19 protein-coding genes and 1 other annotated feature are annotated in these 25,059 nt (G+C 48.9%); all 19 genes read right to left on the bottom strand.

The genetic code is table 11. The features are described 5' to 3' along the window. Positions 1–27: 27 nt before the first annotated feature. Positions 28–2,667: a valine--tRNA ligase gene (locus ACTRXI_RS08305; protein ID WP_474261953.1), complete on the bottom strand. Its 2,640-nt coding sequence runs from the start codon at positions 2,665–2,667 to the stop codon at positions 28–30. Positions 2,668–2,707: 40 nt separating this feature from the next. Beyond that, positions 2,708–2,923, bottom strand: a binding site (T-box leader). A 49-nt stretch (positions 2,924–2,972) separates the two neighbouring features. Next, positions 2,973–4,286, bottom strand: coding sequence for a glutamate-1-semialdehyde 2,1-aminomutase (gene hemL / locus ACTRXI_RS08300; RefSeq protein WP_474261951.1), 1,314 nt, complete (start codon positions 4,284–4,286; stop codon positions 2,973–2,975). A gap of 102 nt (positions 4,287–4,388) precedes the next feature. Next, on the bottom strand, positions 4,389–5,381 hold the full coding sequence (gene hemB / locus ACTRXI_RS08295; RefSeq protein WP_474261949.1) for a porphobilinogen synthase: 993 nt from the start codon (positions 5,379–5,381) through the stop codon (positions 4,389–4,391). Positions 5,382–5,392: 11 nt separating this feature from the next. After that, entirely contained in the window at positions 5,393–6,139 is a 747-nt protein-coding gene (locus ACTRXI_RS08290; protein WP_474261947.1) for a uroporphyrinogen-III synthase, read from the bottom strand. Continuing rightward, complete coding sequence (gene hemC, locus ACTRXI_RS08285; protein WP_474262073.1) at positions 6,139–7,074, bottom strand: hydroxymethylbilane synthase; 936 nt, start codon at positions 7,072–7,074, stop codon at positions 6,139–6,141. Before hemC ends, ACTRXI_RS08290 begins: the two co-directional genes overlap by 1 nt. A 35-nt stretch (positions 7,075–7,109) precedes the next feature. Further along, complete coding sequence (locus ACTRXI_RS08280; RefSeq protein ID WP_474261945.1) at positions 7,110–7,940, bottom strand: cytochrome C assembly family protein; 831 nt, start codon at positions 7,938–7,940, stop codon at positions 7,110–7,112. Between the two features lie 15 nt (positions 7,941–7,955). Next, the gene (gene hemA / locus ACTRXI_RS08275) at positions 7,956–9,356 is read right to left on the bottom strand and encodes a glutamyl-tRNA reductase (RefSeq protein WP_474261943.1); all 1,401 of its coding nucleotides are present in this window, start codon (positions 9,354–9,356) and stop codon (positions 7,956–7,958) included. Positions 9,357–9,566: 210 nt separating this feature from the next. Beyond that, positions 9,567–10,148 (bottom strand): ribosome biogenesis GTP-binding protein YihA/YsxC, encoded by a 582-nt coding sequence (gene yihA / locus ACTRXI_RS08270; RefSeq protein WP_322526498.1) that lies wholly within the window; start codon positions 10,146–10,148, stop codon positions 9,567–9,569. Further along, entirely contained in the window at positions 10,135–12,468 is a 2,334-nt protein-coding gene (lon, locus tag ACTRXI_RS08265; RefSeq protein WP_474261942.1) for an endopeptidase La, read from the bottom strand. The genes yihA and lon overlap by 14 nt, the downstream gene beginning before the upstream one ends. 232 nt (positions 12,469–12,700) lie before the next feature. Then, entirely contained in the window at positions 12,701–13,975 is a 1,275-nt protein-coding gene (gene clpX / locus ACTRXI_RS08260; protein ID WP_022793156.1) for an ATP-dependent protease ATP-binding subunit ClpX, read from the bottom strand. Positions 13,976–14,302: 327 nt separating this feature from the next. Beyond that, positions 14,303–15,640 (bottom strand): trigger factor, encoded by a 1,338-nt coding sequence (tig, locus tag ACTRXI_RS08255; protein WP_474261941.1) that lies wholly within the window; start codon positions 15,638–15,640, stop codon positions 14,303–14,305. 144 nt (positions 15,641–15,784) lie between these two features. Next, positions 15,785–16,804 (bottom strand): tetratricopeptide repeat protein, encoded by a 1,020-nt coding sequence (locus ACTRXI_RS08250; RefSeq protein ID WP_474261940.1) that lies wholly within the window; start codon positions 16,802–16,804, stop codon positions 15,785–15,787. A 149-nt stretch (positions 16,805–16,953) separates the two neighbouring features. Then, the gene (gene leuD / locus ACTRXI_RS08245; RefSeq protein WP_462865561.1) at positions 16,954–17,544 is read right to left on the bottom strand and encodes a 3-isopropylmalate dehydratase small subunit; all 591 of its coding nucleotides are present in this window, start codon (positions 17,542–17,544) and stop codon (positions 16,954–16,956) included. 12 nt (positions 17,545–17,556) lie between these two features. Continuing rightward, the gene (leuC, locus tag ACTRXI_RS08240) at positions 17,557–18,972 is read right to left on the bottom strand and encodes a 3-isopropylmalate dehydratase large subunit (RefSeq protein WP_474261939.1); all 1,416 of its coding nucleotides are present in this window, start codon (positions 18,970–18,972) and stop codon (positions 17,557–17,559) included. A 17-nt stretch (positions 18,973–18,989) separates the two neighbouring features. Next, entirely contained in the window at positions 18,990–20,078 is a 1,089-nt protein-coding gene (gene leuB, locus ACTRXI_RS08235) for a 3-isopropylmalate dehydrogenase (protein ID WP_474261938.1), read from the bottom strand. A 37-nt stretch (positions 20,079–20,115) separates the two neighbouring features. Beyond that, positions 20,116–21,669, bottom strand: a complete 1,554-nt coding sequence (locus ACTRXI_RS08230; RefSeq protein ID WP_474261937.1) for a 2-isopropylmalate synthase — start codon at positions 21,667–21,669, stop codon at positions 20,116–20,118. A 4-nt stretch (positions 21,670–21,673) separates the two neighbouring features. Continuing rightward, entirely contained in the window at positions 21,674–22,678 is a 1,005-nt protein-coding gene (gene ilvC, locus ACTRXI_RS08225; protein WP_474261936.1) for a ketol-acid reductoisomerase, read from the bottom strand. Positions 22,679–22,708: 30 nt separating this feature from the next. Next, on the bottom strand, positions 22,709–23,227 hold the full coding sequence (ilvN, locus tag ACTRXI_RS08220; protein ID WP_322526507.1) for an acetolactate synthase small subunit: 519 nt from the start codon (positions 23,225–23,227) through the stop codon (positions 22,709–22,711). Further along, positions 23,224–24,951 carry an acetolactate synthase large subunit gene (ilvB, locus tag ACTRXI_RS08215; protein ID WP_474261935.1) on the bottom strand — a complete coding sequence of 576 codons (1,728 nt, stop codon included), beginning with the start codon at positions 24,949–24,951 and terminating at the stop codon, positions 23,224–23,226. The genes ilvN and ilvB overlap by 4 nt, the downstream gene beginning before the upstream one ends. Positions 24,952–25,059 lie beyond the last annotated feature (108 nt).

The following is a 25,059-nucleotide window of genomic DNA, read 5'->3' as shown; positions in this document are numbered from 1 at the left end:
CGCCCCCAGTCCGGGGGCGTCTGCTGCTTAGCTTTTTTGCAGTTCTTCCATTCTGGCTGTTACTTTTTCTCTTTTTTGTTCGTAATCCTTCTGCTTTTCTTTTTCTTCCTCGACGACGTGCGCGGGAGCTTTGCTGACAAATCCTTCGTTGTTCAGCTTTTTCGTGACCCGCTCCACTTCTTTATCGAGCTTGTCTTTTTCCCGCTGCAGCCGCTCTATTTCTTCATCTACATTAATCAAACCTTCGAGCGGCAGAAAGATTTCCGCTCCGCTCAATACGTGGGAGATGGATTTTTCCGGAGCTTCCAGCGCTGCATCGATAGTCAGCGTTTCCGGGTTTCCAAACCGTACAATATAGTCACGACCACGTTCGAGTCGTTCCGAAGCCTGGCTGTTGGACGGCTTCAGGCTCATCGGTACTGCTTTGGACGGCGGAACGTTCATTTCCGCCCGCGTATTCCGGACCGAACGAATAACCTCCTGAATTAATTCCATATCACGTACCGCTTCCTCGTCAAACAACTGCGAATCCGCTACCGGCCAGGAAGCACTCATAATCGACGTTCCTTCGTGAGGAAGATGCTGCCAGATTTCCTCCGTGATAAACGGCATCATCGGATGAAGCATGCGCATCGTCTGGTCAAACACATGAACAAGCACAGACTGAGCCATACGTTTTGGCTGTTCGTCTTCGCCGTACAGCGGAAGCTTGGCCATTTCAATGTACCAGTCGCAGAGGTCATCCCAAATAAAGTTATAGAGCGTCCTTCCGGCTTCCCCAAACTCGTATTTCTCCATCAGTTCGGTGGCGTTCTGCTTTGTTTCCTGCAGACGGTGTAAAATCCAACGGTCCGCAATCGTTTTTGTGCCTTCGAGCTCGATGTCTTCCGCCGTTACACCTTCCACATTCATCAACGTAAAACGGGCGGCGTTCCATATTTTATTGCCAAAATTCCAGTTGGCCTCTACTTTTTCCCACTGGAAACGAATATCGTTACCCGGGGTTGTACCCGTAGCGAGCAGAAAGCGCAGAGCATCCGCCCCGTACTGATCGATAACATCCATCGGATCTACTCCGTTGCCGAGGGATTTACTCATTTTCCGTCCCTCACTGTCACGTACCAGCCCGTGAATAAGCACATCCTCAAACGGGCGTTCGCCGGTAAACTCCAGCCCCTGAAAAATCATTCGCGACACCCAGAAGAAAATGATGTCGTAGCCGGTCACAAGAGCACTGGTCGGGTAGTAGCGCGCATAGTCCGAGCTTTCTTCCGGCCATCCCATCGTGGAAAATGGCCATAAAGCCGAGCTGAACCACGTATCAAGCACGTCCTCATCCTGTTTCCATTCATCCGAATTTTCCGGTGCCGTGCGTCCGACATAAATTTCGCCTGTTTCTTTATGGTACCAGGCGGGGATGCGGTGTCCCCACCAGAGCTGGCGGGAAATACACCAGTCCCGGATGTTTTCCATCCACTGCAGATACGTCTTTTCAAAGCGTTCCGGCACAAAGGTTACTTTTTCTTCCTTCTGCTGAAGTTCTACTGCCTGTTCCGCAAGCGGACCCATGTTTACAAACCACTGTGTGGAAAGGTATGGCTCAACCACTGCACCGCTCCGTTCAGAATGACCAACAGAGTGCATGTGCTCTTCGATGTCAAACAGAATATCCTCGGCCTGCAGATCCTTCGTCAGCTGCCGGCGGCAGTCAAAGCGGTCCATGCCTTCGTAGATGCCGGCATTCTCATTCATGCTGCCGTCTTCATTCATCACAAGTACACGCAAAAGATCATGACGATTGCCCATTTCAAAGTCATTTGGATCATGCGCTGGCGTGATTTTCACTGCCCCCGAACCAAAATCCATGTCCACATAGTCGTCTGCGATGATCGGAATTTCTCTTCCGATGATCGGCAGTACAGCCGTTTTCCCGATGAGATGCTTATAGCGATCGTCCTCCGGATGTACCGCGACTGCCGTGTCCCCGAGCATCGTTTCCGGACGGGTCGTTGCTACTTCGATCGAGGTATTTTCACCTTTAACCGGGTAGCGCATATGGTAAAAGTGACCCTGCACTTCTTTGTATTCCACCTCGATATCTGAAAGCGCCGTCTGCGTTTCTGGATCCCAGTTGATAATGTATTCGCCCCGGTAGATAAGCTCTCTTTCGTACAACGAAACAAAGACTTCACGTACCGCTTCCGACAGGCCTTCATCAAGCGTGAAACGCTCCCTCGAATAATCGAGTGAAAGCCCGAGCTTGGCCCACTGGCTGCGGATGAAATCTGCATATTCCTCTTTCCATCCCCACGTTTTTTCCAGGAATGCTTCCCGTCCAAGCTCGTAGCGGCTCGTGCCTTCTTCCTTCAGCTGAGCCTCGACCTTGGACTGGGTGGCAATGCCGGCATGGTCCATGCCTGGCAGCCATAAGGCGTCATAGCCCTGCATGCGTTTCATGCGGATTAAAATATCCTGAAGCGTCGTGTCCCAGGCATGCCCCAGGTGAAGCCGGCCGGTCACATTCGGCGGCGGGATAACAATGGTATACGGCGTACCGTCTGTCTGTCCTGCTTCAAACTGTCCTGTTTCTTTCCAGAAGTCGTACCAGCGGTTCTCTGTTTCTTTCGGATCGTACTTTTTCGCCATTTCTGTTTCTTGTTTTCCCATATAAATCCCCTTTCTTCTCATAAAAAAACTCTTCATCCCGAGTAAGGACGAAGAGTTTTCGCGGTACCACCTTAATACCTGCGGCAGCGCAGGCACTTTCCCATAACGGCGGTTACCGTCTTTTCTTACTGTATTCGTTCAGAAAAGAAGCTCGAGGGCGACTTTCCGCACGGGTCGTTAAAGAATCTCTCAGCCCAGGATTCTTTTTTCTGTACAACGAACCTGCGTGCGTACTCCTCCCTGTTTCTGCATTTATTATTAATATTGATTTAGTGCCTTTATTTTACGAAACCAGGACGCATGCGTCAACTATCTTCCCCGTGTTCTTTATTCGCAGCAAGGCTTGCAAAGACGCGGTCAGCCGCCTCAATGGTCTTATCGATATCCTCTTCACTGTGTTCTGTTGATAAAAACAATCCTTCGAACTGCGAAGGCGGAAGTGAAATGCCTTCTGCCATCATTCCGCGGAAATAACGCGCGAACATTCCCAGATCAGATTTCTTCGCAGAAGCAAAATCCACTACAGGTTCATCGGTAAAGAACAGGCCGATCATCGCTCCAGCACGGTTGATCTGATGAGGGATTCCATGCTTGGAGGCTGCGCGGTTCAGTCCTCCTTCAAGCTGGGCTGCCCGGGCGCGGAACGTTTCATAGCTGCTTTCATCCACCTGCCTGAGTGTTTCAAGTCCGGCTGTCATCGCCAGTGGATTGCCGGAAAGAGTGCCTGCCTGATAGATAGGCCCGTCCGGGGCAATATGCTGCATGATATCGGCACGGCCTCCGTAGGCGCCTACTGGAAGCCCACCGCCGATGACCTTTCCAAGACATGTGAGGTCGGGAGTCACACCGTAGTGGCCCTGGGCACTGTTATAGTCCACCCGGAAGCCGCTCATAACTTCATCAAAAATCAGTAGACTGCCGTACTGCTCCGTTATATCACGAACGCCTTCGAGAAATCCTTCACCCGGGGTGACAACACCCATATTCCCGGTAACAGGCTCGAGGATGACACCGGCGATTTCATCACCGTATTCATCAAATGCCTTCTGCAGACTGTCGAGATCGTTGTACGGAACGGTAAGCGTGTTCTGGGCGATCGAGCCGGGAACACCTGGACTGTCCGGCAGACCGAGAGTCGCCACTCCCGAGCCGGCACGAATGAGTAGAGAGTCTCCGTGGCCGTGATAGCAGCCTTCCATTTTCACGATTTTGTCCCTGCCCGTAAATCCTCGGGCCAGACGAAGCGCACTCATTGTCGCTTCCGTACCGGAATTCACCATCCGGACGACCTCAATGGAAGGTACACGGTCCACGACAAGCTCTGCAAGCCCCGCTTCTGTTACGTGCGAAGCGCCAAAGCTCGTGCCTTTTTCAGCCACAATTTTTAAACTGTCCACAACGTGCTCATTTGCGTGGCCGAGAAGAAGCGGCCCCCAGGACATTACGTAATCAATGTATTCATTGCCGTCGATATCTTTAATGCGGGATCCTTTGCCTTCGTCCATATAAACGGCCGGATGACCGACAGATTCATATGTCCGCACGGGGCTGCTGACTCCGCCCGGCATTACTTTTTTTGCGCGTTCATGTGCATGTATTGAATTATGATACGATTTCATGTCATACCTCCTGGATACTTAAAAGTTATCTTTTTTGCTATTCCCGTACTTAGTATAACGAAAACAAGCCCTGGACTGAATACCTTCCAGAGCTTGTTTCTATTATTTATTGTCTTCCTGCATATAGCGGACAGCGTCCTTGGCGAAATACGTCACAATCAGATCAGCTCCAGCACGCTTCATGCTTGTGAGCTTTTCCATGACAATATCCTTTTCGTTCACCCACCCGTTCTGGGCGGCGGCTTTAATCATCGCATATTCCCCGGAAACGTTATAAGCCACCACTGGATAACCGGTGCGCTCCTTCACTTCTCTTACGATATCGAGATAAGCAAGGGCCGGCTTCACAATGAGAAAATCGGCTCCCTCTTCGACATCAGTTTCCGCTTCTTTTAACGCTTCAAGCCGGTTCGGAGGATCCATCTGATACGTTTTCCGGTCCCCAAACGAAGGAGTGCTGTGAGCCGCGTCACGGAAAGGGCCGTAAAAAGCGCTGGCATATTTAACCGTGTAGGACATAAGCGGCACCGTGACGTGCCCTGCTCTATCAAGTCCTTCCCGGATAGCCGCTGTAAAGCCATCCATCATGTTCGACGGCGCAATAATGTCTGCTCCGGCTTCCGCCTGGGAGACCGCGGTTTCTGTGAGGTTTCTCAGTGATTCATCGTTATCCACGTAGCCGTTATGAATTACCCCGCAGTGCCCGTGGTCTGTATACTGGCACAGACAGGTATCCGCAATCACCGTTAATGCCGGATGATTTTCTTTAATCTGCCGGATCGCCCGCTGGACAATTCCGTCTCTTAGAAACGCCGGGGTTCCTTCTGCATCTTTTTCTTCCTCATGAGGCACGCCAAACACGATGACGCTCGGAATACCGAGGGCTTCCAATTCGTCCATTTCCGTATCCAAATAATCCAGGGAAACGTGATAGACCCCCGGCATGGACGGCACTTCTTTACGCACATTTTCCCCTTCGACGACAAAAATAGGATAAATCAAATCGTTGGGTCTTAATTCATTTTCCCTTACCATTGCTCTTATACCTGGCGTTGTCCGCAACCTGCGGTGCCGGCGGAAATGTAAATCAGCCAATGTGAAGCCTCCTAAGTAATTTCCTTGGTTTTTTCTATCATTCCTTCAACAGAATGAATTCCTGCTTCGTACACATACTTGAACCCGCTCTCGCGGGCAGCGCGTCCGGTCGATGGGCCGATTGCCACTACGGGAATAGTCAAAAGCGCCTGCCGGTAATCTCCTGCAAGCCGATACAGTGCATCTACAGAGGAAGGGCTCGCAGCCGTCAGTACGTCCACTTCCCGGGTCTTTAAGACCGTCTGCAGAAGAGCCCCATTTTTTTCTTCCGGTACCGTCGTATACAAATGCCATACCCATACGCTGATGCCCTGGGCCGTAAGTGAGCGGTACAAGGTATCAGCTGCCTGGGCGCTTTGGGGAAGAAGCACATTCTCCCCGCGGCCGATCACTCGTGCGGCTGATTCAGCTAACGAAACGGCTTTATATTTTTCCGGCATCAGCTCTACATGAAAGCCTTCCTGTTCCAGCGCTTGCTTGGTCTTGGGCCCCACAGCAGCTGTTTTTAAGCCTGGAGGGATACCCAGACCATACCGCTTTTGCCACTCCGCCAGATAATAGACGGTGTTCACACTGGTTACCAGCATCCAGTCTATATCTCCGCTCTGCCACCGCTCTGCTATCGTCTTTTCCCTGCCCCGTACCGGTACGGTCGTAATAACCGGAACCGCTTTGACACAACAGCCTGCAGACTGAAGACCCTGCACCAGACTTGCATTCTGGCCGGCTCCTCTTGTCACCAGTACTGTTGCTGTCACTATTCTTCCCCCATCTCTTCCCGGGCCTGTTCCAGAATTTCTTTGCCGCCCCGTCCAAGCAGGGCGTTTGCGGCTTTTCTGCCCATTTCTTCCGGATTGTCACCCGTGAGCTTTTCTTTTAGTATTTTGCGTCCATCCGTGGATCCAATCATGGCGGTTAATTGTACATTACCCTGCTTATTAAGCGTGGCGTATCCACCAATCGGCACCGCACATCCTCCCTCTACGGCTTTCAGGAAAGCCCGCTCTGCAGCAACACATACCGCTACTGGTTCATCATGAAGGTGTTGAATGATCTTTAATATATCTTCGTCCCCGCTGCGGCATTCAATACCAAGTGCGCCCTGCCCTACGGCCGGCACACACATATTGGGCTCGAGAAATTCCGTGACAATCTCATCGCTCCAGCCCATGCGCTCCAGGCCGGCGGCGGCTAGAATAATAGCATCAAAGCTTTCCTCACGCAGCTTCCGGAGCCGGGTTTCAATATTGCCCCGAATCCACTGGACGTTTAAATCCGGGCGCTCTGCTTTAATTTGGGATGTGCGCCGCAGACTGCTCGTACCAACTACTGCTCCAAGCGGCAGGTTATGAAACTTCACATGATCGTTTGCAATATAGGCATCCCGCGGGTCCACCCGGTTTGTGACAGCGCCGACCTCGAAGCCTTCCGCCATCTCTCCCGGGAGATCCTTCATGCTGTGTACGGCTATATCGATCTCGCCATCTGCAAGCGCCTGCTCAATTTCCTTTACAAACAGGCCCTTTCCGCCAACTTTAGATAGCGTCCGGTCCAGAACACGGTCACCTTTTGTAGAGATTTTTTTCACTTCAAAACGATAAGGAAGGTCCAGCTTTTCAAGCTCCTGCTGCACCCACTCCGTTTGTTTTAATGCCAGATTACTTTTTCTAGTGCCCAGGGTAATTGTGCGCATGCGTTTAGCCATTCCTTTCTAAGCATCCATAGTTATTATAAGTACCATATATGAAACTGACTCAAATCACTGGAAATAAAATAGTTAATGAGTAAAACAAAAAAACAGGCAACGTTTAAAAGCGCCATCCGGTACCCGCGCCAGTGATGAACGGCCAGTAAATATATATACGTACTGTAAAAGCCAAGCAGAATGATCGAACCGATGACTTTTGCGTCCTGCCAGGGGAGAGAGTCGTACCATTTCCCTGCCCAGAGAAAACCAAACACCAGCCCCGCGAATAAAAGAGGGACTCCAATCACCGTGGTCGTTCCCGCCAGCTTTTCCATTTTCGGCAGGTTTTCCATTCTGATTAACCGTTTCCCCCACTGCTTCCTTTTTAAAAGCTGATGCTGCAGCACATACATTGCGGAGAATACAAATGCCAGGGTAAATGAAGCATAAGAAAGCAGAATAAAAATAATATGCACCACGAGTGTCTCAGACAAGAGCAGCGTTTCAAGCTCATTTGGAATATCGCCGTTAAACGAAAAAGAGCTGAACGTCATCAGCAGAAATCCGATCACATTTAAAAAGAAAACCAGTACATCCATTCGAAAAAACCAGTTCACGATAAGTGAAATGGTCACAAGCGACCACGCATAGAAATACATGCCTTCAAAAGGCGTGATTACTGGTGCACGATCATACATAAATATTCTAAGTACTAAAAAGGCCGTCTGCGAAGTCCAGACAATAGAAAGCAACCAGAAGGCGAGTCGGTTCACCTTCCGGTTGGTTTGAGAAAAATCAACGAAGTAGCAAAGGACGCTCAGGCCGTATAGTACAATCGTTACGATATAAATAATTCCCTCGGCTGCAACCATCCTGACGCCCCTCTCTTAGGAACGAACAGCGACATCTGTCGCGTAAGCATATGGAAGGCGGAACCCGCGTGATTCTCTGGAGGCATTCCATTCCTCTTCCGCCTCTTCCTTGCGTATTTGGCGCTCCTCTGCTGCTCTTGCTTCTTCTACTTCCTCTTCAAGAGCAAAGATTTCGGTAAACAGCTGCAGCATTTCTTCTGCATCGTTGTTATCAGCCATTTCTTTAGCTTTCGTTATCGGATCCTTGATCATTTGATTGATAATGCTTTTTGTGTGCTTACGCAGCACTTTCTTTTCCCGTTCGGTCAGCTCCGGAAGCTTCCGTTCCACACTATCCATGGTATCTGCCTGAATAGCCAGAGCTTTTGTCCGAAGAGCTGAAATCACCGGTACCACTCCGAGAGTATGCACCCAGTCCTTGAAATCCGAGACTTCAGCATGGATCATTCTCTCCATCAGTGCTGCAGCTTTTTTGCGTTCTTCCATATTGGAATTCACAATATCCTGCAGATCATCAATGTCATACAAAAAAACGTTATCGAGCTGATTCAATGCTGGGTCCAAATCTCTTGGAACCGCAATATCAACCATAAACAGCGGTTTGCCTTTTCTTTTTTTGCTGGCAGAAGCCACCTGCTCTTTACTCAGCACATATGAATCCGAACCCGTGGAAGAAATTAAAACATCAGCCTGCCAAAGCGCATCAGTCAGCTCCTCCATTGGTTTTGCTTCGCCGTTAAACTGCGTGGCAATCTGTTCTGCTTTTTCATACGTACGGTTAAACACTGTCACTTCGGCAGCACCGCCGGAGTGCAGATGCTTAGCTGTCAATTCGCTCATTTTTCCGGCACCCAAAACAAGCACCCGCTTGTTTTTGAACGAGCCGACGACTTTTTTACCAAGCTCAACAGCTGCATAGCTGACTGATACAGGATTGTCGTTAATTTCTGTTTCGTGATGGGCCCGTTTGGAATACGTGACTGCACGTTTAAACAGTTCATTAAATATCGTGCCAGTCGTTTCATTCTCATGCGCTGTAGCAAGGGCATTTTTCACCTGGCCCAGTATTTGTGTTTCACCAATCACCATGGAATCAAGACCGCTTGCAACCTGAAACAAATGCTGCACCGCTGCATCATTTTCGCGTATATTTAAAAATGGGCCAAAGTCTTCCTGTGGCATTTCGAACCAGCGGCCCAGAAATTTTTTCACAAAATGTCTTCCTGTATGCAGCTGGTCGACGACTGCATACACCTCTGTCCGGTTACAAGTAGATACGATGACGCATTCCAGGATGCTTTTCATGTCACGAAGCTCCTGCAGTGCCTGAGGAAGTGTATCCTCCTGAAAAGCCAATCGCTCTCTCGTTTCAACTGGAGTTGTTTTATAGTCTAATCCAGCGACAATAATATGCATGTTCGTATCTTCACCCCCTGCGTCATCAGTACCATGTTTAATGCAACCACCAAATGTTCAACTCTATTTATACGTTCCACTCTTCACACAACCCATTGTATCACACAACTATTTGTCTTTTGGCATTAATTTGTGAACAACGGCTGACAGTTTTTCTTCTGTATCTTTCTTTTACTCACCGTTCCAATGTATATCTTCCACATATCATTTTCAAATAAACTGCTCAATGGCCCGCCACGCTTCATCTTTACCCTGGGCGGTTTCTGCAGAAAACACGACCGTCTGGTCCTCCGGCTTCAGCTTAAGTGTTTCTTTAACACGCTTTAAATGACGCGGACGTTTATTTTTCGTAATTTTGTCCGCTTTTGTTGCAATAATAACTACCGGCAGCTCATGAAATTTCAAATAATCGTACATGGCTATATCATCTTTTGTCGGCTCGTGGCGAAAATCGATAATCATAAAAGCAGCTTTCAGCACCTCTCTGCTTTTGAGATACTCTTCCATCATTTCGCCCCAGGCTGCCCGTTCGCTTTTTGATACTTTCGCATATCCGTAGCCGGGAACGTCTACAAACAAAAAGCGGTCTTCGATATTATAAAAGTTGAGCGTACGTGTTTTGCCGGGCTTTGAAGAGGTCCGGGCCAGGTTTTTTCTCGCTAACAGGGAATTAATAAACGAAGACTTCCCAACGTTGGACCTTCCGGCCAGAGCTATTTCCGGAAGTCCTCCTTCAGGGTATTGCTTTGGGCTGACCGCGCTTATAACCAGCTCCGATTTATGAACTTTCATTTTTCTCCTCCAATGCTTCTTTTAACACTTCATCGAGATGCTTCACCGTGATAAATGTAATATCTTTTTTGATGCTCTCCGGTATATCTTCTAAATCTTTTTCATTATCGGCAGGGATTAGGATCGTCGTCAGTCCGGCCCGGTGGGCGCTCATTGATTTTTCCTTCAGTCCGCCGATCGGAAGCACTCTGCCGCGCAGAGTAATTTCGCCGGTCATCCCTACTTCCTTTTTCACTTTCCGGCCGGACAATGCGGACACCAGGGCTGTTGCAATCGTAATACCGGCAGAAGGTCCGTCTTTGGGAGTGGCCCCTTCCGGAACGTGAATATGAATATCCCATTTTTCCTGAAAGTCCGGATCGACGCCCCACTCATCCGCTTTGGAACGAATATAACTGAATGCTGCCTGCGCGGATTCCTTCATGACGTCGCCGAGCTTTCCGGTTAACTGCAGCTGTCCGTTTCCTTTTGCGAGAGACACTTCAATAGATAAAGTCGTTCCACCGGCAGCTGTATAGGCAAGACCGGTAGCCGCTCCCACCTGGTCTACCTCTTCTGCACGTCCGTAGCGGTACCGCGGACGCCCAAGCAGTTCTTCGATTTTCGCCGGCGTTACTACTACTTTTTTGTTTTCTCCCATCACAATCAGCTTTGCTGCTTTCCGGCACACCGCTGCAATTTCTCTCTCGAGTCCACGGACTCCTGCTTCTCTTGTATACTCGCGTATGAGTTTCAAAAGAGCTCCCTGGCGGAACTGGATGCTTCCTTTGGTTAAGCCATTTTCTTTAATCTGCTTTTCCACAAGATGATTTTTGGCAATGCCTTCTTTTTCAATTTCGGTGTAACCGGCAATGCGGATGACCTCCATCCGGTCGAGCAGCGGCTCAGGGATCGTGTTCATATTGTTTGCCGTGGTAATAAACATCGTTTTGGAAAGATCATAAGGCTCTTCCACATAATGATCTTCAAATGTATTATTTTGTTCCGGGTCAAGCACCTCAAGCATTGCTGAAGACGGGTCTCCCCGGAAATCACTGGCCATTTTGTCGATTTCATCAAGCAGAAATACCGGATTGATGGTCCCGGCTTTTTTCATTCCCTGAATAATACGTCCGGGCATAGCACCGACATAGGTTTTGCGATGCCCGCGAATTTCTGCTTCATCCCGGATGCCTCCAAGGCTCATTCTGGTGAAATTACGGTCGAGCGAACGCGCAATGGAACGTGCCAGGGAGGTCTTCCCAACACCCGGCGGTCCTGTCAGACATAGAATCGGGCCTTTCACTGATTCTGTCAGCTGCTGCACGGCTAAATGCTCAAGCACCCGGTCCTTCACTTTTTCGAGTCCGTAATGATCTTCATCGAGAACCCGCTGGGCACGCTTAATATCGAGTTGGTCTTCTGTTTCCTCATACCACGGTATATCCACAAGCCATTCGATATATGTCCGGATAACGGAAGTCTCTGCAGAAGCCCCTGGCATCTTTTCATAGCGGCGGAGCTCCCGCTCAGCTTTTTCCTGAACCTGTTCGGGCATTTTTGCCTGCTGAATTTTTTCTCTGAGTTCATCGACTTCACTTTCTTTTCCGTCCGTCTCTCCGAGTTCTTTTTGGATCGCCCGCATTTGTTCGCGCAGGTAGTATTCACGCTGCGTTTTTTCCATCGATTTTTTCACGCGCTGCCCAATTTGATTTTCAAGACCTAATACTTCCTGTTCTTTCTGCAGAATATCGATAATTTTACGCAGACGCTCCGAGGCGGTGAATTGTTCGAGCAGCTCCTGCTTCTCTGCCACCTTCAACGGCAGATGAGAGCTGATCATATCAGCGAGCCGGTCGGCCCCTGCAATGTCCTGCACCGATTGGATCGTTTCACTGGAAATGCGCTTAGAAGCAGTCGCATACTGTTCAAAAGCTTCCAGCGCCTTTCTCATTAACGCCTGTTCCTCAGCCGAATCTGCGTTCTCTTCCGTAGGCAGTACTTCCATTTCCACTTCAAAAAAAGCGTCCTTATCGATAAATTCTTTTATCTCTGCGCGCTCCAGACCCTCCACAAGTACACGGATGGTTCCGTTTGGAAGCTTAAGCATCTGCTTAATTTTTGCCACCGTACCGACATGGTACACATCAGCTTCGCCCGGATTATCTACTGATAAATCTTTCTGTGTTACAAGCAGAATCCGGCTGTCTTTCGCATTCGCCTGCTCAAGGGCTTCCACCGATTTATCCCTACCCACATCCAAATGGAGCACCATCGACGGGAACACCAGCAGCCCGCGAAGCGGCAGCATCGGTATGGAGATCGTTGTTGTATTTGGCATTCGCTAACACCTCTATTGTCAAATTATGTTCGTTTGCTGTGCAGTGATGCGGTTGTTACGTACTAAAGGTATACTATTTATTTTATCCTATTTATAAAATTACTGTCTATGAAACATTACTCATTGACAGGAAGTCGTCTATAAATGCTATGTATAAATAATCAGAACCCCCGCACCATACGGATGCGGGGGTTTCTGTATAAGGTCCCTTTTCATTCAGGCGAAAAACCGTTTATGCACTTTCTTTTGGTTTGTACTGTTTTAACGTTACTTCTTTGCCATCTTTTGTTTTCAGAAGAGGCGACCCATCACTATCTACGCTTTCTGCTGTAATAGTGCAGGAAACAATTTCTTCTTTAGAAGGCAGATCATACATTACATCAAGCATAATTCCTTCGATGATGGAACGCAGACCACGTGCTCCGGTCTTCCGTTCAATTGCTTTCCGCGAAATCGCACGCAGCGCGTCTTCGGTGAATTCAAGCTCAACTTCATCCATTTCGAGCAGTTTCTGATACTGCTTGACGAGCGCGTTTTTCGGCTGGGTCAGGATCTCAATCAATGCTTCCTCGTCTAATTGCGACAGGCTGGAAATAACAGGGATCCGGCCGATAAATTCAGGAATAAGACCATAGCGCAGCAGGTCTTCCGGAAGAATCCGGCTCATATATTCATCGTGGCCCATTTCAGCATTTTCAGACTCTGCTCCAAAACCGATAATTTTACGGCCAAGGCGTTCTTTTACAATCTGTTCGATGCCATCAAACGCACCACCGCAGATGAAGAGCACATTGCTCGTATCGATCTGGATAAATTCCTGATGAGGATGCTTTCTGCCTCCCTGCGGAGGAACACTGGCTGTGGTGCCTTCCAGAATTTTCAGAAGCGCCTGCTGAACCCCTTCTCCGGATACGTCACGGGTGATGGAAGGGTTTTCCGACTTACGGGCTACTTTATCGATTTCATCGATGTAAATAATCCCTTTTTCTGCTTTTTCTGTATCATAATCAGCTGCCTGGATCAGCTTCAGCAGAATGTTTTCCACATCTTCACCCACATACCCTGCTTCTGTTAAGGAAGTTGCGTCTGCGATCGCAAACGGAACGTTCAAAATACGGGCCAGCGTCTGCGCTAATAGCGTTTTTCCGCTCCCGGTCGGGCCTAAGAGTGCTATATTACTTTTAGCCAGTTCCACGTCGTCGGTTTTCTTTGTGGAATTCACACGTTTGTAGTGGTTATAGACAGCTACAGAGAGCGATTTTTTTGCTCTTTCCTGGCCGATGACATAATCATCGAGTGTTTCATTGATTTCGTACGGCTTCGGAATTTCTTCGAATTCCACTTCTTCTTCTGAACCTAATTCTTCTTCCACGATCTCCGTGCACAGTTCGATACATTCGTCACAAATGTATACACCGGGCCCGGCGACCAGTTTACGAACCTGATCCTGAGTTTTTCCACAGAAGGAACATTTCAATTGTCCTTTTTCTTCATTGAATTTAATCAACTGGTTCACCCCTCACCTAAATATGAAACAATTAAAGCAGTGTCATGTATACAATCAATCCGTATGATTAAGCCCTTCGATGACTTTTCTCAACGCGGCATATTCTCTGCTCTGTCTAAACACAATTATTAATTCTTCGTTTACTATATAGGAAGTTTTTAAATAACACAATTATTGCGCTTGAGTTGAATTGTATCATACTTTCCTATGGAAATCGAAACAATACCCTTTAGTCAGAGCGGCCGGAACATGCTGATTTTTGACCGTTTCAGGCGGAAAAATCCTGAAGGCATACTTCACCCTCAGGATTTTTGCAGCATTTCTGCTTTATTCGTTTTCTGCTCCTTCAGCTTCCGGTTCTTCTTTCTTCGGTACAGTTTTGCTGTGCTCAACCAGATAATCGATAGCACGCTGCAGACGAAGATCCTGCTTCAGCATATCCACGCCGCCCTGCATTTCGATAAGGCTGCGAATTTCTTCTTTATCGCGCTGATACATATCAGCCATTTTTTGAAGTTCGTTTTCCACATCTTCTTCACTTGCTTCGAGGTTTTCCTGCTCAGCTACAGCTTCAAGAGTCAGATTCATCCGTACGCGCTTTTCAGCTTCCGGCTGGAACTGCTCTTTCATGCCTTCTTCGTCCGTACCGGTAACCTGCTGGTACATTTCCAGAGTCATTCCCTGGGACTGAAGGCGCTGGCTGAATTCCTGAAGCATGCGGTCAGATTCTGTATTGATCATTGCCTGTGGAATTTCTGCAGAAGCTTTCTCTGCTGCTGCTTCAACTACAGCATCGCGCTCGTGATGTTCTTTTTCATGCTCACGGTCGTGTTCGAGCTGATGGCGTACTGCCTGTTTAAGCTCGTCGAGCGTTTCTGCTTCATGCTCTTCTACGTCTTTCGCAAATTCATCGTCGAGCTCTGGAAGCTCTTTACGCTTGATTTCGTGAAGTTTAACATGAAAGACAGCTTCCTGTCCGGCAAGATTTTCAGCATGGTACTCTTCCGGGAAAGTAACTGTAATATCTTTTTCTGTTCCCGGCTGCATGCCTACAACCTGCTCTTCAAATCCTGGAATGAAGGAATTAGAGCCGATTTCGAGCGAATGGTTTTCCGCACTGCCGCCTTCAAAGGCTTCACCGTCGACAAAACCTTCGAAGTCGAGTACAGCGGTATCTCCGTCCTGCACTTCGCCCTCTTCCACTACGGCAAGATCTGCGTATTTGCTTTGAAGATTTTCAAGCTCCTGGTTTACTTCTTCTTCTGATACAGAAGTATCGAACTCTTCTACTTCCAGCCCTTTAATTTCGCCGAGTTCTACTTCCGGCTTTACAGTTACTGTAGCAGTGAATTTCAGGTCTTTGCCTTTTTCCACTTCTTCCACATCGATTTCCGGGCGGTCCACTGGCTCAATACCCGCTTCATCAACTGCTTCGGCATAAACATCCGGAAGCAGGATGTCGAGGGCATCCTGGTATAGAGACTCTACTCCAAAACGGCTTTCGAAAAGCTTCCGTGGTACTTTCCCTTTACGAAATCCTGGAATAGATACATCGTTTTTCACTTTATCAAATGCTTGATCCAGAGCTTTGTCAAACCGTTCCGATTCTACGTCTACGGTTAAGACTCCCTGGTTTCCTTCTTTCTTTTCCCAACTGGCATTCATTCAAATTCCCTCCAAATAACTAGGTTCTACCGTGTAAACAACTACCCTATTATAACATAACACTAAACCATTTCAATGAATGATTCATTTTCCGCTAAACTTACTCCCACAAGGGATTAAACATCACTTTCAAATAGGGGCTTTTCAGATTTCCTGAATGAACCCCTGGATTCTTTCGTATTCCTGCTGCATCGATTTAAAGCTTGGTTCAGCTACTCCGTAAAAACTCCTGATAGTCTGTTCGTCCGGGAGCGGCTCAAACTGCCGGAACGTCTCATAATGCAGCACTGCTGCAAGCACTTCAATCTGAACCGAAGGAGGAAAGGGATAATAATACAATAGCAGCTGCTGCAGCAGCTCTTTCGCGTGCTGCAGAAGTACTGGATCCTTGTCCCCGAGTGAACGGTCGAGCAGAAACGAGGACTCTTTATATGAGCTGCTTTCTTCTAAAGCCGGAAGCGTTGACGGAGCGAACTCCCCTTTCCTGCCCAGCTTCTGTACCCAGACGGCGTCTTCGACCCGCCAGTCCTTCAGAAGCAGAAGAAGGAAGCTTTTCATTAATGGCGATGTCTCCGGACGGCCCAGCAGTTCTCTTATTGCAGGCATCCATTTTTCCGGCCCTTCTTTTCGAAGTACATTTAACACATGAAGCTTCTGGTCCTCCGTCCCCATTTGAAGCACCATTTCCCATTCCACCGGAAGCGAGGAGTGTCCCTCAGGCGTTGTATCATATTCTTCCGTTTCTGCTTCCATCTGAGTCATGCCGTCGGCCAGGACATATAATTCCTGGAACTGTTCTCTCAGATGGGCAGGCACTTCTTTTGTATTCTGCACTTCATCCAGCGTTTCAATTACCTGGTCGTACCTGCCAAGCTGGGCTAACACCGGTACGTATACGTGCAGAATTTCGATGAAGTCACTGGTGTTGTCTTTAAGCAGTTCTTCTGCCCACCCCGCTGCTTCCTGCAGCTGTCCTGCTTCCGCATAAGCTAAAAGAAGACCGTAGGAGGCGTCCGGGTTATCACTCTCATGAAGCAGTGCCTGGCGAAAAACATGTACAGCCTGCTCCTTTTCCCCGGACTTCAGCTGTTCGAGTCCCTGCTTAACCAATTGCCCGGCTGTTCCGGGGAAAGAAACAACCTTCTGATTCAGCCTTTTATCCATCTGAAGCCTCCTTCTTTGCAAATCCGCTATCCAGTAGATCTTAAACCTTTTGTATGGGCAGACCAAATAGTATATGTATGTATGAATAACTGCGTTCATTAGAGCTTAATGTAAAAATGAAGACGGCCGCTGTGGGCCGCCTTCCCCCGTTAAACTTTGACCCGTTTTTCATAAGCTTCAATATCTTCTTCATATTGAAGCGTAATACTAATTTCATCCCATCCGTTTAACAGCATTTCCTTCCAATAGGGATCTATCTCAAATGTTGCCTGAAAATCGGCATCCTTATCAAAGATTTGCTGATCCTGTAAATCTACTGTCAAGTGGTATTCTTTATCATTCCCATTCTGCATCAGTTCATAAACCTGATCTTCGGGCAGCCTCACCGGCAGTATCCCGTTTTTGACGCAGTTATTGTAAAAAATATCTGAATAACTGGGAGCAATAATAACGCGAAACCCATAGTCCTGCAGGGCCCACGGGGCGTGTTCCCTCGAAGAGCCCGAGCCAAAATTATGATCGGCAATCAAAATTGAGGCATTGGCTGCTGACGGGTAGTTCAGCTCAAACGAAGGATCTTCTTCTCCATCTGACTTGAAGCGCCAGTCGAAAAATAAAAACTGGCCGAACCCGGTACGTTCTACGCGTTTCAGAAACTGCTTCGGAATAATCTGGTCCGTGTCCACGTTTGCCCGTTCAAGTACTGCCGTGTTTCCTTCGTGCACTGTGAGTGCTTCCATGCTGCCACCTCCTTATGAAGAAATCGTTTGATCTAATTTTCGTACATCCACAAAGTGTCCATAAATAGCAGCCCCTGCTGCCATAGCCGGACTGACCAGATGGGTTCTTGCACCTTTTCCCTGTCTGCCTTCAAAATTTCTGTTGGACGTGGAGGCACAGCGCTCTCCCTCCGGCACAAAATCAGGGTTCATACCAAGGCACATGCTGCACCCGGAGTCTCTCCACTCAAATCCAGCTTCCTTAAATACCTGATCGAGTCCTTCTTCCTCTGCCTGCATTTTCACCTGCTGGGATCCGGGCACCACCATCGCGCGGATACCGTCGGCTACTTTGTTACCGCGGATAATTTTAGCAGCCTCACGAAGATCTCCGATACGTGCGTTGGTACAGGAACCAAGAAACACATGCTGCACATGAATATCTGTAATTTTCGTCCCCGGCTCCAAAGCCATGTAGTCAAGCGATGTTTTGATCACTTTTTTCTCCGTGGCACTTTTTCCATCTTCCGGGTAAGGAACCGTACCGTGAATACCTACACCCTGGGACGGGTTGGTTCCCCAGGTCACCATCGGTTCAATTTCATCTGCAGGGATCACTACGCGCTCGTCGTATTCAGCTCCTTCATCTGTAGCAAGCTGACGCCACTGCTCCACTTTCTCCTCAAATTCTGCACCTTCCGGCACGAACCGGCGGCCTTTCAAGTAATCGAACGTCACCTGATCCGGGCTGATCAGGCCAGCACGAGCCCCGGCTTCGATGGACATGTTACAGATCGTCATCCGCTCTTCCATCGTCAGACCGCGAATTGCCTCACCGGTATATTCCAAAACATAACCGCTGCCAAAATCAACACCGAATTTAGCGATGATCGACAAAATAATGTCCTTCGCTGTGACCCCAGTGCCCAGTCTCCCGTCCACGTGGACCTCCATCGTTTTAGGAGGAGACTGCCAAAGTGTCTGAGTGGCAAGCACATGCTCCACTTCACTTGTGCCGATACCAAAGGCAAGGGCTCCAAAAGCTCCGTGGGTCGACGTATGGCTGTCGCCGCACACGATCGTTTTCCCTGGCTGGGTCAGTCCGAGCTCTGGGCCGATAATGTGGACAATGCCATTGTTCGGGCTGTGAATGTCAGCAAGCTCCACCCCAAATTCCTTACAGTTGTCAAACAGCGTATCGATCTGTTTTTTTGAAATGGCATCCGTAATAGACTCCCGGTTCAGCGTCGGTACGTTATGGTCCATAGTCGCAAATGTCAGGTCCGGACGCCTCACCGGACGCCCGCTCAGCCGAAGGCCTTCAAATGCCTGCGGGGACGTGACTTCGTGGACCATATGAAGATCAACATACATTAAATTCGGTTTGCCCGCTTCGGCACGAACAGCATGTTCGTTCCAAATTTTATCGATGATTGTTCTCGGCTTCATGGAACTTCCTCCTTTTATTATTTTCCTGCCAGCCGTGCAATATGACTGCACACGGCTTTTGTGACTTCTTCCGTTGAAGCAGCAGATGTTTTACCTCTGCTTAAGTCTGCCGGAAGCAGACCTTCTAAGAGGACCTGTTCAATAGCTTCCTCCACTACATCCGATTCCCGCTGAAGTCCAAAGGAATACTTCAGCATCATTGCACTCGAAGCAATCGTAGCCAGAGGATTCGCTGTTCCCTGTCCGGCGATGTCAGGAGCCGAGCCATGGACCGGCTCATATAAAGCGGGCTTTTCACTGCCCATGCTCGCAGACGGAAGCATGCCGAGTGAACCTGTCAGCATCGACGCTTCGTCGCTTAAAATATCCCCGAACATGTTTTCCGTGACGATGACGTCCAGCTTTTTCGGATTATACATAATCTGCATGGCCGCGTTATCCACTAGCATATGCTCAAGCTCCACATCCGGATAGTCTTTAGCTGTTTCTTCAGCCGTTTCCCGCCAAAGGCGGCTTGATTCAAGAACGTTTGCTTTGTCGACTGATATTACTTTTTGCGTGCGTAAACGGGCAATTTCAAAGGCCTGCTGAACAATTCTCCGGATTTCTGATTTTTTATAAACCAATGTGTCCACCGCTGCTTCTTCGCCGTTGATAGTCCGGCGTTCTCTCGGCTCCCCGAAATAAAGTCCTCCGGTCAATTCCCGGACAATCATTACATCGACTCCGTCGATCACTTCTTCACGCAGGGGTGAACTGTGCAGCAAACTTTTGAAACTGCGGACCGGGCGCAGATTGGCAAACAGTCCTAACTCTTTCCGGATACGGAGCAGTCCTTTTTCCGGACGTTTTTCTCCCGGAAGGTGGTCCCACGCCGGGCCACCAACTGCACCGAGCAGAATGGCATCGCTTCCTTTACAAATATCGAGCGTGTGGGCAGGGAGTGGATCATCGTAATCATCCACTGCTCCTCCGCCAATATCTGCATATTCAAATGTGAATGAATGGTTAAACGATGTTTCAATCTGCTTCAGCACCTGTGCTGCTGCCTCTACTACTTCCCGTCCGATACCGTCACCGGGCAGGATCGCAATCTTTTTTTCCATTTCGATCTCTCCCTTGTCCGCTGCTTCAGTAATTATTTTATGGCGTGGATATATTTGCTACTTTAGGCTGATTTTCTGCACGACGCTGGTTTAACACCCGGTTCACAGCGTTAATATACGCTTTTGCGGAAGCTTCAAGTACGTCATTATCTGTGCCGCGTCCACTGGATTCATTTTCTTCAAATGCCAGCCGTACAAATACTTCTGCCAAAGCGTCCCGGCCGCCGGTCGTGGACTGGATACGGTAATCCTGGAGCGTAAAGCCTTCCCCTACAATTTTTTCAAGCGTGTTGTAAAGGGCCTCCACGCTGCCCGAGCCAGTACCTGCGTGTTCGATACGCTCTCCTGCCTGATCCAGCACCGTAACTGTGGCTGTCGGTATATTTGAGGTGCCGTACGTCACCTGCAGTGTCTCAAGAGAATAATATTTCATTGCATCGCCGGCTTTTTCATCGGCCATTAAAGCAAAAATATCTTCATTTGTAATTTCTTTTTTCTTATCTGCGAGCTCTTTGAATGATTTAAATACTTTATTGATTTCTTCTTCGGTGGCATTGTAGCCAAGAGAAATAATCTTTTCTTTAAAGGCGTGACGTCCGGAAAGCTTGCCGAGCACCATCCGGTTCGCTTCTACACCGACGAGCTCCGGCGTAATAATTTCATACGTGGATGTTTCTTTCAGCACTCCGTCCTGATGAATTCCTGATTCATGCGCAAATGCGTTGTCGCCGACAACGGCTTTATTGTTTGGAACCTGCATCCCCATCAGTGAACTGACAAGGCTGCTTGTCCGTTTAATTTCGTTCAGCGTAATATTAGTGGACTTACCGTAAAAATCACTACGGATATGAAGAGCTACAGCAATTTCTTCCAAAGAAGCATTGCCGGCACGTTCCCCAACCGCATTAATCGTGCATTCCACCTGTTCGGCGCCGCCTTCTACAGCAGCCAGCGAATTAGCAGTAGCCATGCCGAGATCGTCATGACAGTGCGCAGACAGTACAGCTTTATCTGCGTTCGGCACTTCGCTTTTAATATAGCGGAACATGCTGCGAATCTCCTCCGGCATAATAAATCCGACCGTGTCCGGCAGATTTACTACGTCTGCTCCGGCATCAATGACTGCTTCGACAACTTCTGCCAGGAACGGAAGCTCAGTCCGGCAGGCATCCTCTGCAGAAAACTGGACTTTGGCAAAACGCTCTTTTGCATAGCGCACTGCGTTCACCGCTGTCTCAATCACCTCTGCCTGGGTCATATGAAGCTTATGCTCACGGTGGATGGGGGAGGTGGCCAAAAATACGTGGATTCTTGGCTCTGCCCCTCCTTTTAACGCTTCCCAGCAGGCATCGATATCAGAAGTCAGCGCCCGGGACAACCCGGTTACTGAACTGTTTTTGACAGTATCCGCAATTTCCTTCACAGAACGAAGATCGCCTTTAGAAGCGGCTGGAAATCCCGCTTCAATAATATCAACACCCAGACGTTCGAGCTGTTTCGCAATTTGAAGCTTTTCTTCAAAGTTCAGGTTGACGCCCGGCGTCTGCTCTCCATCTCGAAGCGTCGTATCGAAAACGTTAATGTTTTTCACAGCATTACACTCCCTTGGAATTTGGGTTAACAAACGGCATCATTTCGCGGAGTTCGCGGCCTACCTGCTCAACGAGGTGATTTCTTTCACGGGCGTTGGTAGCGTTGAACTCTGGGCGGTTCGCCTGATTTTCCGCGATCCATCCTTTGGCAAAACGGCCAGTTTGAATATCAGTCAGGATGCCTTTCATCGCCTGTTTAGTATCTTCTGTTACGATGCGTGGACCAGCCTGAAAATCTCCCCACTGAGCGGTGTCTGAAATGGAATAGCGCATGCCTTCAAGGCCGCCTTCATACATTAAATCAACGATCAGTTTCAGCTCGTGCAGACACTCAAAGTAGGCAATTTCCGGTTGATACCCGGCTTCAACAAGCGTTTCGAATCCGGCTTTAACAAGCGCGGACGTTCCGCCGCAAAGAACAGCCTGCTCTCCGAAAAGGTCAGTTTCTGTTTCTTCCTGGAACGATGTTTCCAAAATTCCGGCACGTCCCGCACCGATTTGTTTTGCATAAGCAAGCGCAGAGTCTGTGGCGTTTCCACTTGCGTCCTGGTACACAGCATACAGAGCAGGCACTCCGGCTCCCTGTTCAAATGTCCGGCGCACGATATGTCCCGGCCCTTTCGGCGCTACCATGAACACGTCCACATCTTCCGGCGGCTGGATCTGGCTGAAATGAATATTGAAACCATGCGCAAACGCGATCGCTTTTCCAGCTTTAAGCTCCGGCTTGATTTCTTCTGTGTAAATCGTCGGCTGATACTCATCCGGAAGCAGGATCATGATAACGTCTGCTTTCGCTGACGCTTCTTTTACCGAATATACTTCAAACCCATCTTCCGACGCCTTGTCCCACGACTTTCCTTGACGGAGCCCAATGATAACGTGAACGCCGCTTTCCCGGAGGTTTTGTGCGTGAGCGTGCCCCTGTGAGCCATACCCTACGATTGCTACTGTTTTCTCCTGGAGTGCTGCCTCATTTACATCGTTGTTATAAAATACCTTTGCCATTGCTGGAACCTCTCCTTTTATGAATACTCATTAATTAATAATGGAATACCTGGTTTGATCACTGCTTTTTTTAGTAGCCCGTTGAAAGGCTGTCACACCCGTCCGGGCCATTTCTTTAATGCCGTAAGGCCTTAACAGGTCGATGAGCGCTTCCACTTTCGGGGTATCTCCGGTCACTTGAATCGTGACGCTTTCTCTTCCCACATCGATAACTGTGGCCCGGAACGGGGCAATTAAATCCGATATTTCTCCACGCTGGCCGGAAACTGTCATGACTTTAATCATCGCAAGTTCTCTGGCTACAATCGCTTCATCGGTAATATCACGGACTTTTAATACATCCACCTGCTTATTCAGCTGCTTGATGACCTGGTCTAGCCCCCGCTGGTCGCTCACATTTACTACAAATGTCATCCTGGACACTTCCGGGTTTTCCGTCATTCCAACCGTAATGCTTTCAATATTAAAATGACGGCGGGCAAACAGACCCGTAATGCGGTTCATCACTCCTGTTGTATTGTTTACTGTCGCTGTAATGGTCCGCCTCATGGTTTCACTCCTTCCATTTGATGGTGCCCCTGCCCGGGAGCGATCATCGGATACACGTTTTCTTCTTCGTGCACTCTGCAGTCGATAAGCACCGGGCCGTTGTAATTGAATGCTTCTTCAAGCACCCCCGCTACTTCATTTTCGTCGGTAATTTTATACCCTTTAATATCATACGCTTCCGCCATCTTCACGAAATCCGGCTGGATCGGAAACAGGGAGTTGGAATACCGCTCTTCATAGAAGAGCTGCTGCCACTGGCGGACCATACCAAGGGAAGCGTTGTTGACCAGAAGTACTTTCACCGGAAGGTTCAGCTCCTGCAGGATGGAAAGCTCCTGCATCGTCATTTGGAAGCCGGCGTCTCCCAGAATAGCTACCACCTGACGGTCCGGCTCAGCAAACTGGGCACCGATAGCGGCTGGAAAACCGAAGCCCATCGTTCCAAGACCGCCGCTTGTTACCCAGGCGTTCGGATGATCGAATTTGTAATACTGGGCTGCCCACATCTGATGCTGGCCGACGTCCGTGGTGATGATTGCTTCACCGTTCGTTTTTTCGTAAACAAGCTCTGTAAGCTTTTGCGGTTTAATATATTCAGAGCCTTCTTTGTACCAGAGCGGGAACTCCTGCTGCCATTCGTCCACTTTCATTCTCCAGCGCACGCTTTCGCCCGGCTTCGGATTCACTTCATTTAACAGGCGTAATGCTTCTTTGGCGTCTCCTACTACCGGAATATGCGTCTCGATGATTTTACCGATTTCTGCCGGATCAACGTCAATATGGGCGACTGTTGCCTGCGGGGCAAAGTGCTCGAGATTGCCGGTGACACGGTCATCGAAGCGGGCACCTACATTGATAAGCAGGTCGGCTTCATGGAGAGCCATATTGGCTGCGTACGTTCCGTGCATCCCCGCCATGCCGAGTGCCAGCTCATGAGTGCCTGGAAAACCGCCAAGTCCAAGAAGCGTAGAAGCGACTGGGATCTGCTGCTGTTCAACAAATTCAAGCAGTTCCGGGGAAGCTCCGGCATGCAGAATGCCTGCTCCTGAAAGTATAACCGGGCGTTTGGCTTTCGATACCGCCTCAGCAAGCTTACGGATTTGAAGCTTGTTCGGCGTATACGTTGGCTGGTACCCGGGGAGATTCGGCTCGTCGTCGTAATGAAACATCCCGGAGGCAATGGATACGTCTTTAGGCAGATCGATTACGACTGGTCCCGGACGGCCGGTAGTAGCAATATGGAATGCTTCCCGGATAATTCTCGGAAGGTCTTCCACCGTTCGAGCCTGGAAATTATGCTTTGTGATCGGCATCGTAATGCCCAGGATGTCCGCTTCCTGGAAGGCGTCCGTACCAATCACTGATGTTGCCACCTGGCCGGTCACAACCACAAGAGGGAGAGAATCAATCATGGCGTCGGCAATGCCGGTTACCACATTTGTAGCTCCGGGTCCTGATGTTACTACACAAACACCGGGCTTCCCTGAAACTCTTGCGTACCCTTCTGCTGCATGAATGGCGCCCTGCTCATGACGGGAGAGGATATGCCGGATACCGGTACGGTAGATTTCATCGTACGTCGGAAGAATGGCTCCGCCGGGATAGCCAAAAATGGTATCTACATTTTCCCGGGCCAACGCCTGGATCAGCATGCTTGAGCCACTCATTTCCTGGTTTTCATCCTTCAATTCGCGCCCTTTTACTTCTCTCACTCTTGTGTTCATACTCGCTCCTCCTTTTATACTCAAATCACTTTTTTCTCCATGCCTGCTTCAATGCCGCCACCCTTAAAAAGGACCTCTCCGGATAATAAAAAACGCCCTTTCACCTCC

The organism is Marinococcus sp. LNHM4E3-1 (genome assembly GCF_056034405.1).
This window is presented reverse-complemented; position numbering and strand designations above follow the sequence as displayed.

Coding starts and splice junctions, on each gene's coding strand:
- ACTRXI_RS08305 (WP_474261953.1), bottom strand. CDS start 2,667: ATGGGAAAACAAGAAACAGAAATGGCGAAAAAGTACGATCCGAAAGAA.
- hemL (WP_474261951.1), bottom strand. CDS start 4,286: ATGAAATCGTATCATAATTCAATACATGCACATGAACGCGCAAAAAAA.
- hemC (WP_474262073.1), bottom strand. CDS start 7,074: ATGCGCACAATTACCCTGGGCACTAGAAAAAGTAATCTGGCATTAAAA.
- ACTRXI_RS08280 (WP_474261945.1), bottom strand. CDS start 7,940: ATGGTTGCAGCCGAGGGAATTATTTATATCGTAACGATTGTACTATAC.
- hemA (WP_474261943.1), bottom strand. CDS start 9,356: ATGCATATTATTGTCGCTGGATTAGACTATAAAACAACTCCAGTTGAA.
- yihA (WP_322526498.1), bottom strand. CDS start 10,148: ATGAAAGTTCATAAATCGGAGCTGGTTATAAGCGCGGTCAGCCCAAAG.
- lon (WP_474261942.1), bottom strand. CDS start 12,468: ATGCCAAATACAACAACGATCTCCATACCGATGCTGCCGCTTCGCGGG.
- tig (WP_474261941.1), bottom strand. CDS start 15,640: ATGAATGCCAGTTGGGAAAAGAAAGAAGGAAACCAGGGAGTCTTAACC.
- ACTRXI_RS08250 (WP_474261940.1), bottom strand. CDS start 16,804: ATGGATAAAAGGCTGAATCAGAAGGTTGTTTCTTTCCCCGGAACAGCC.
- leuD (WP_462865561.1), bottom strand. CDS start 17,544: ATGGAAGCACTCACAGTGCACGAAGGAAACACGGCAGTACTTGAACGG.
- leuC (WP_474261939.1), bottom strand. CDS start 18,972: ATGAAGCCGAGAACAATCATCGATAAAATTTGGAACGAACATGCTGTT.
- leuB (WP_474261938.1), bottom strand. CDS start 20,078: ATGGAAAAAAAGATTGCGATCCTGCCCGGTGACGGTATCGGACGGGAA.
- ilvC (WP_474261936.1), bottom strand. CDS start 22,678: ATGGCAAAGGTATTTTATAACAACGATGTAAATGAGGCAGCACTCCAG.
- ilvN (WP_322526507.1), bottom strand. CDS start 23,227: ATGAGGCGGACCATTACAGCGACAGTAAACAATACAACAGGAGTGATG.
- ilvB (WP_474261935.1), bottom strand. CDS start 24,951: ATGAACACAAGAGTGAGAGAAGTAAAAGGGCGCGAATTGAAGGATGAA.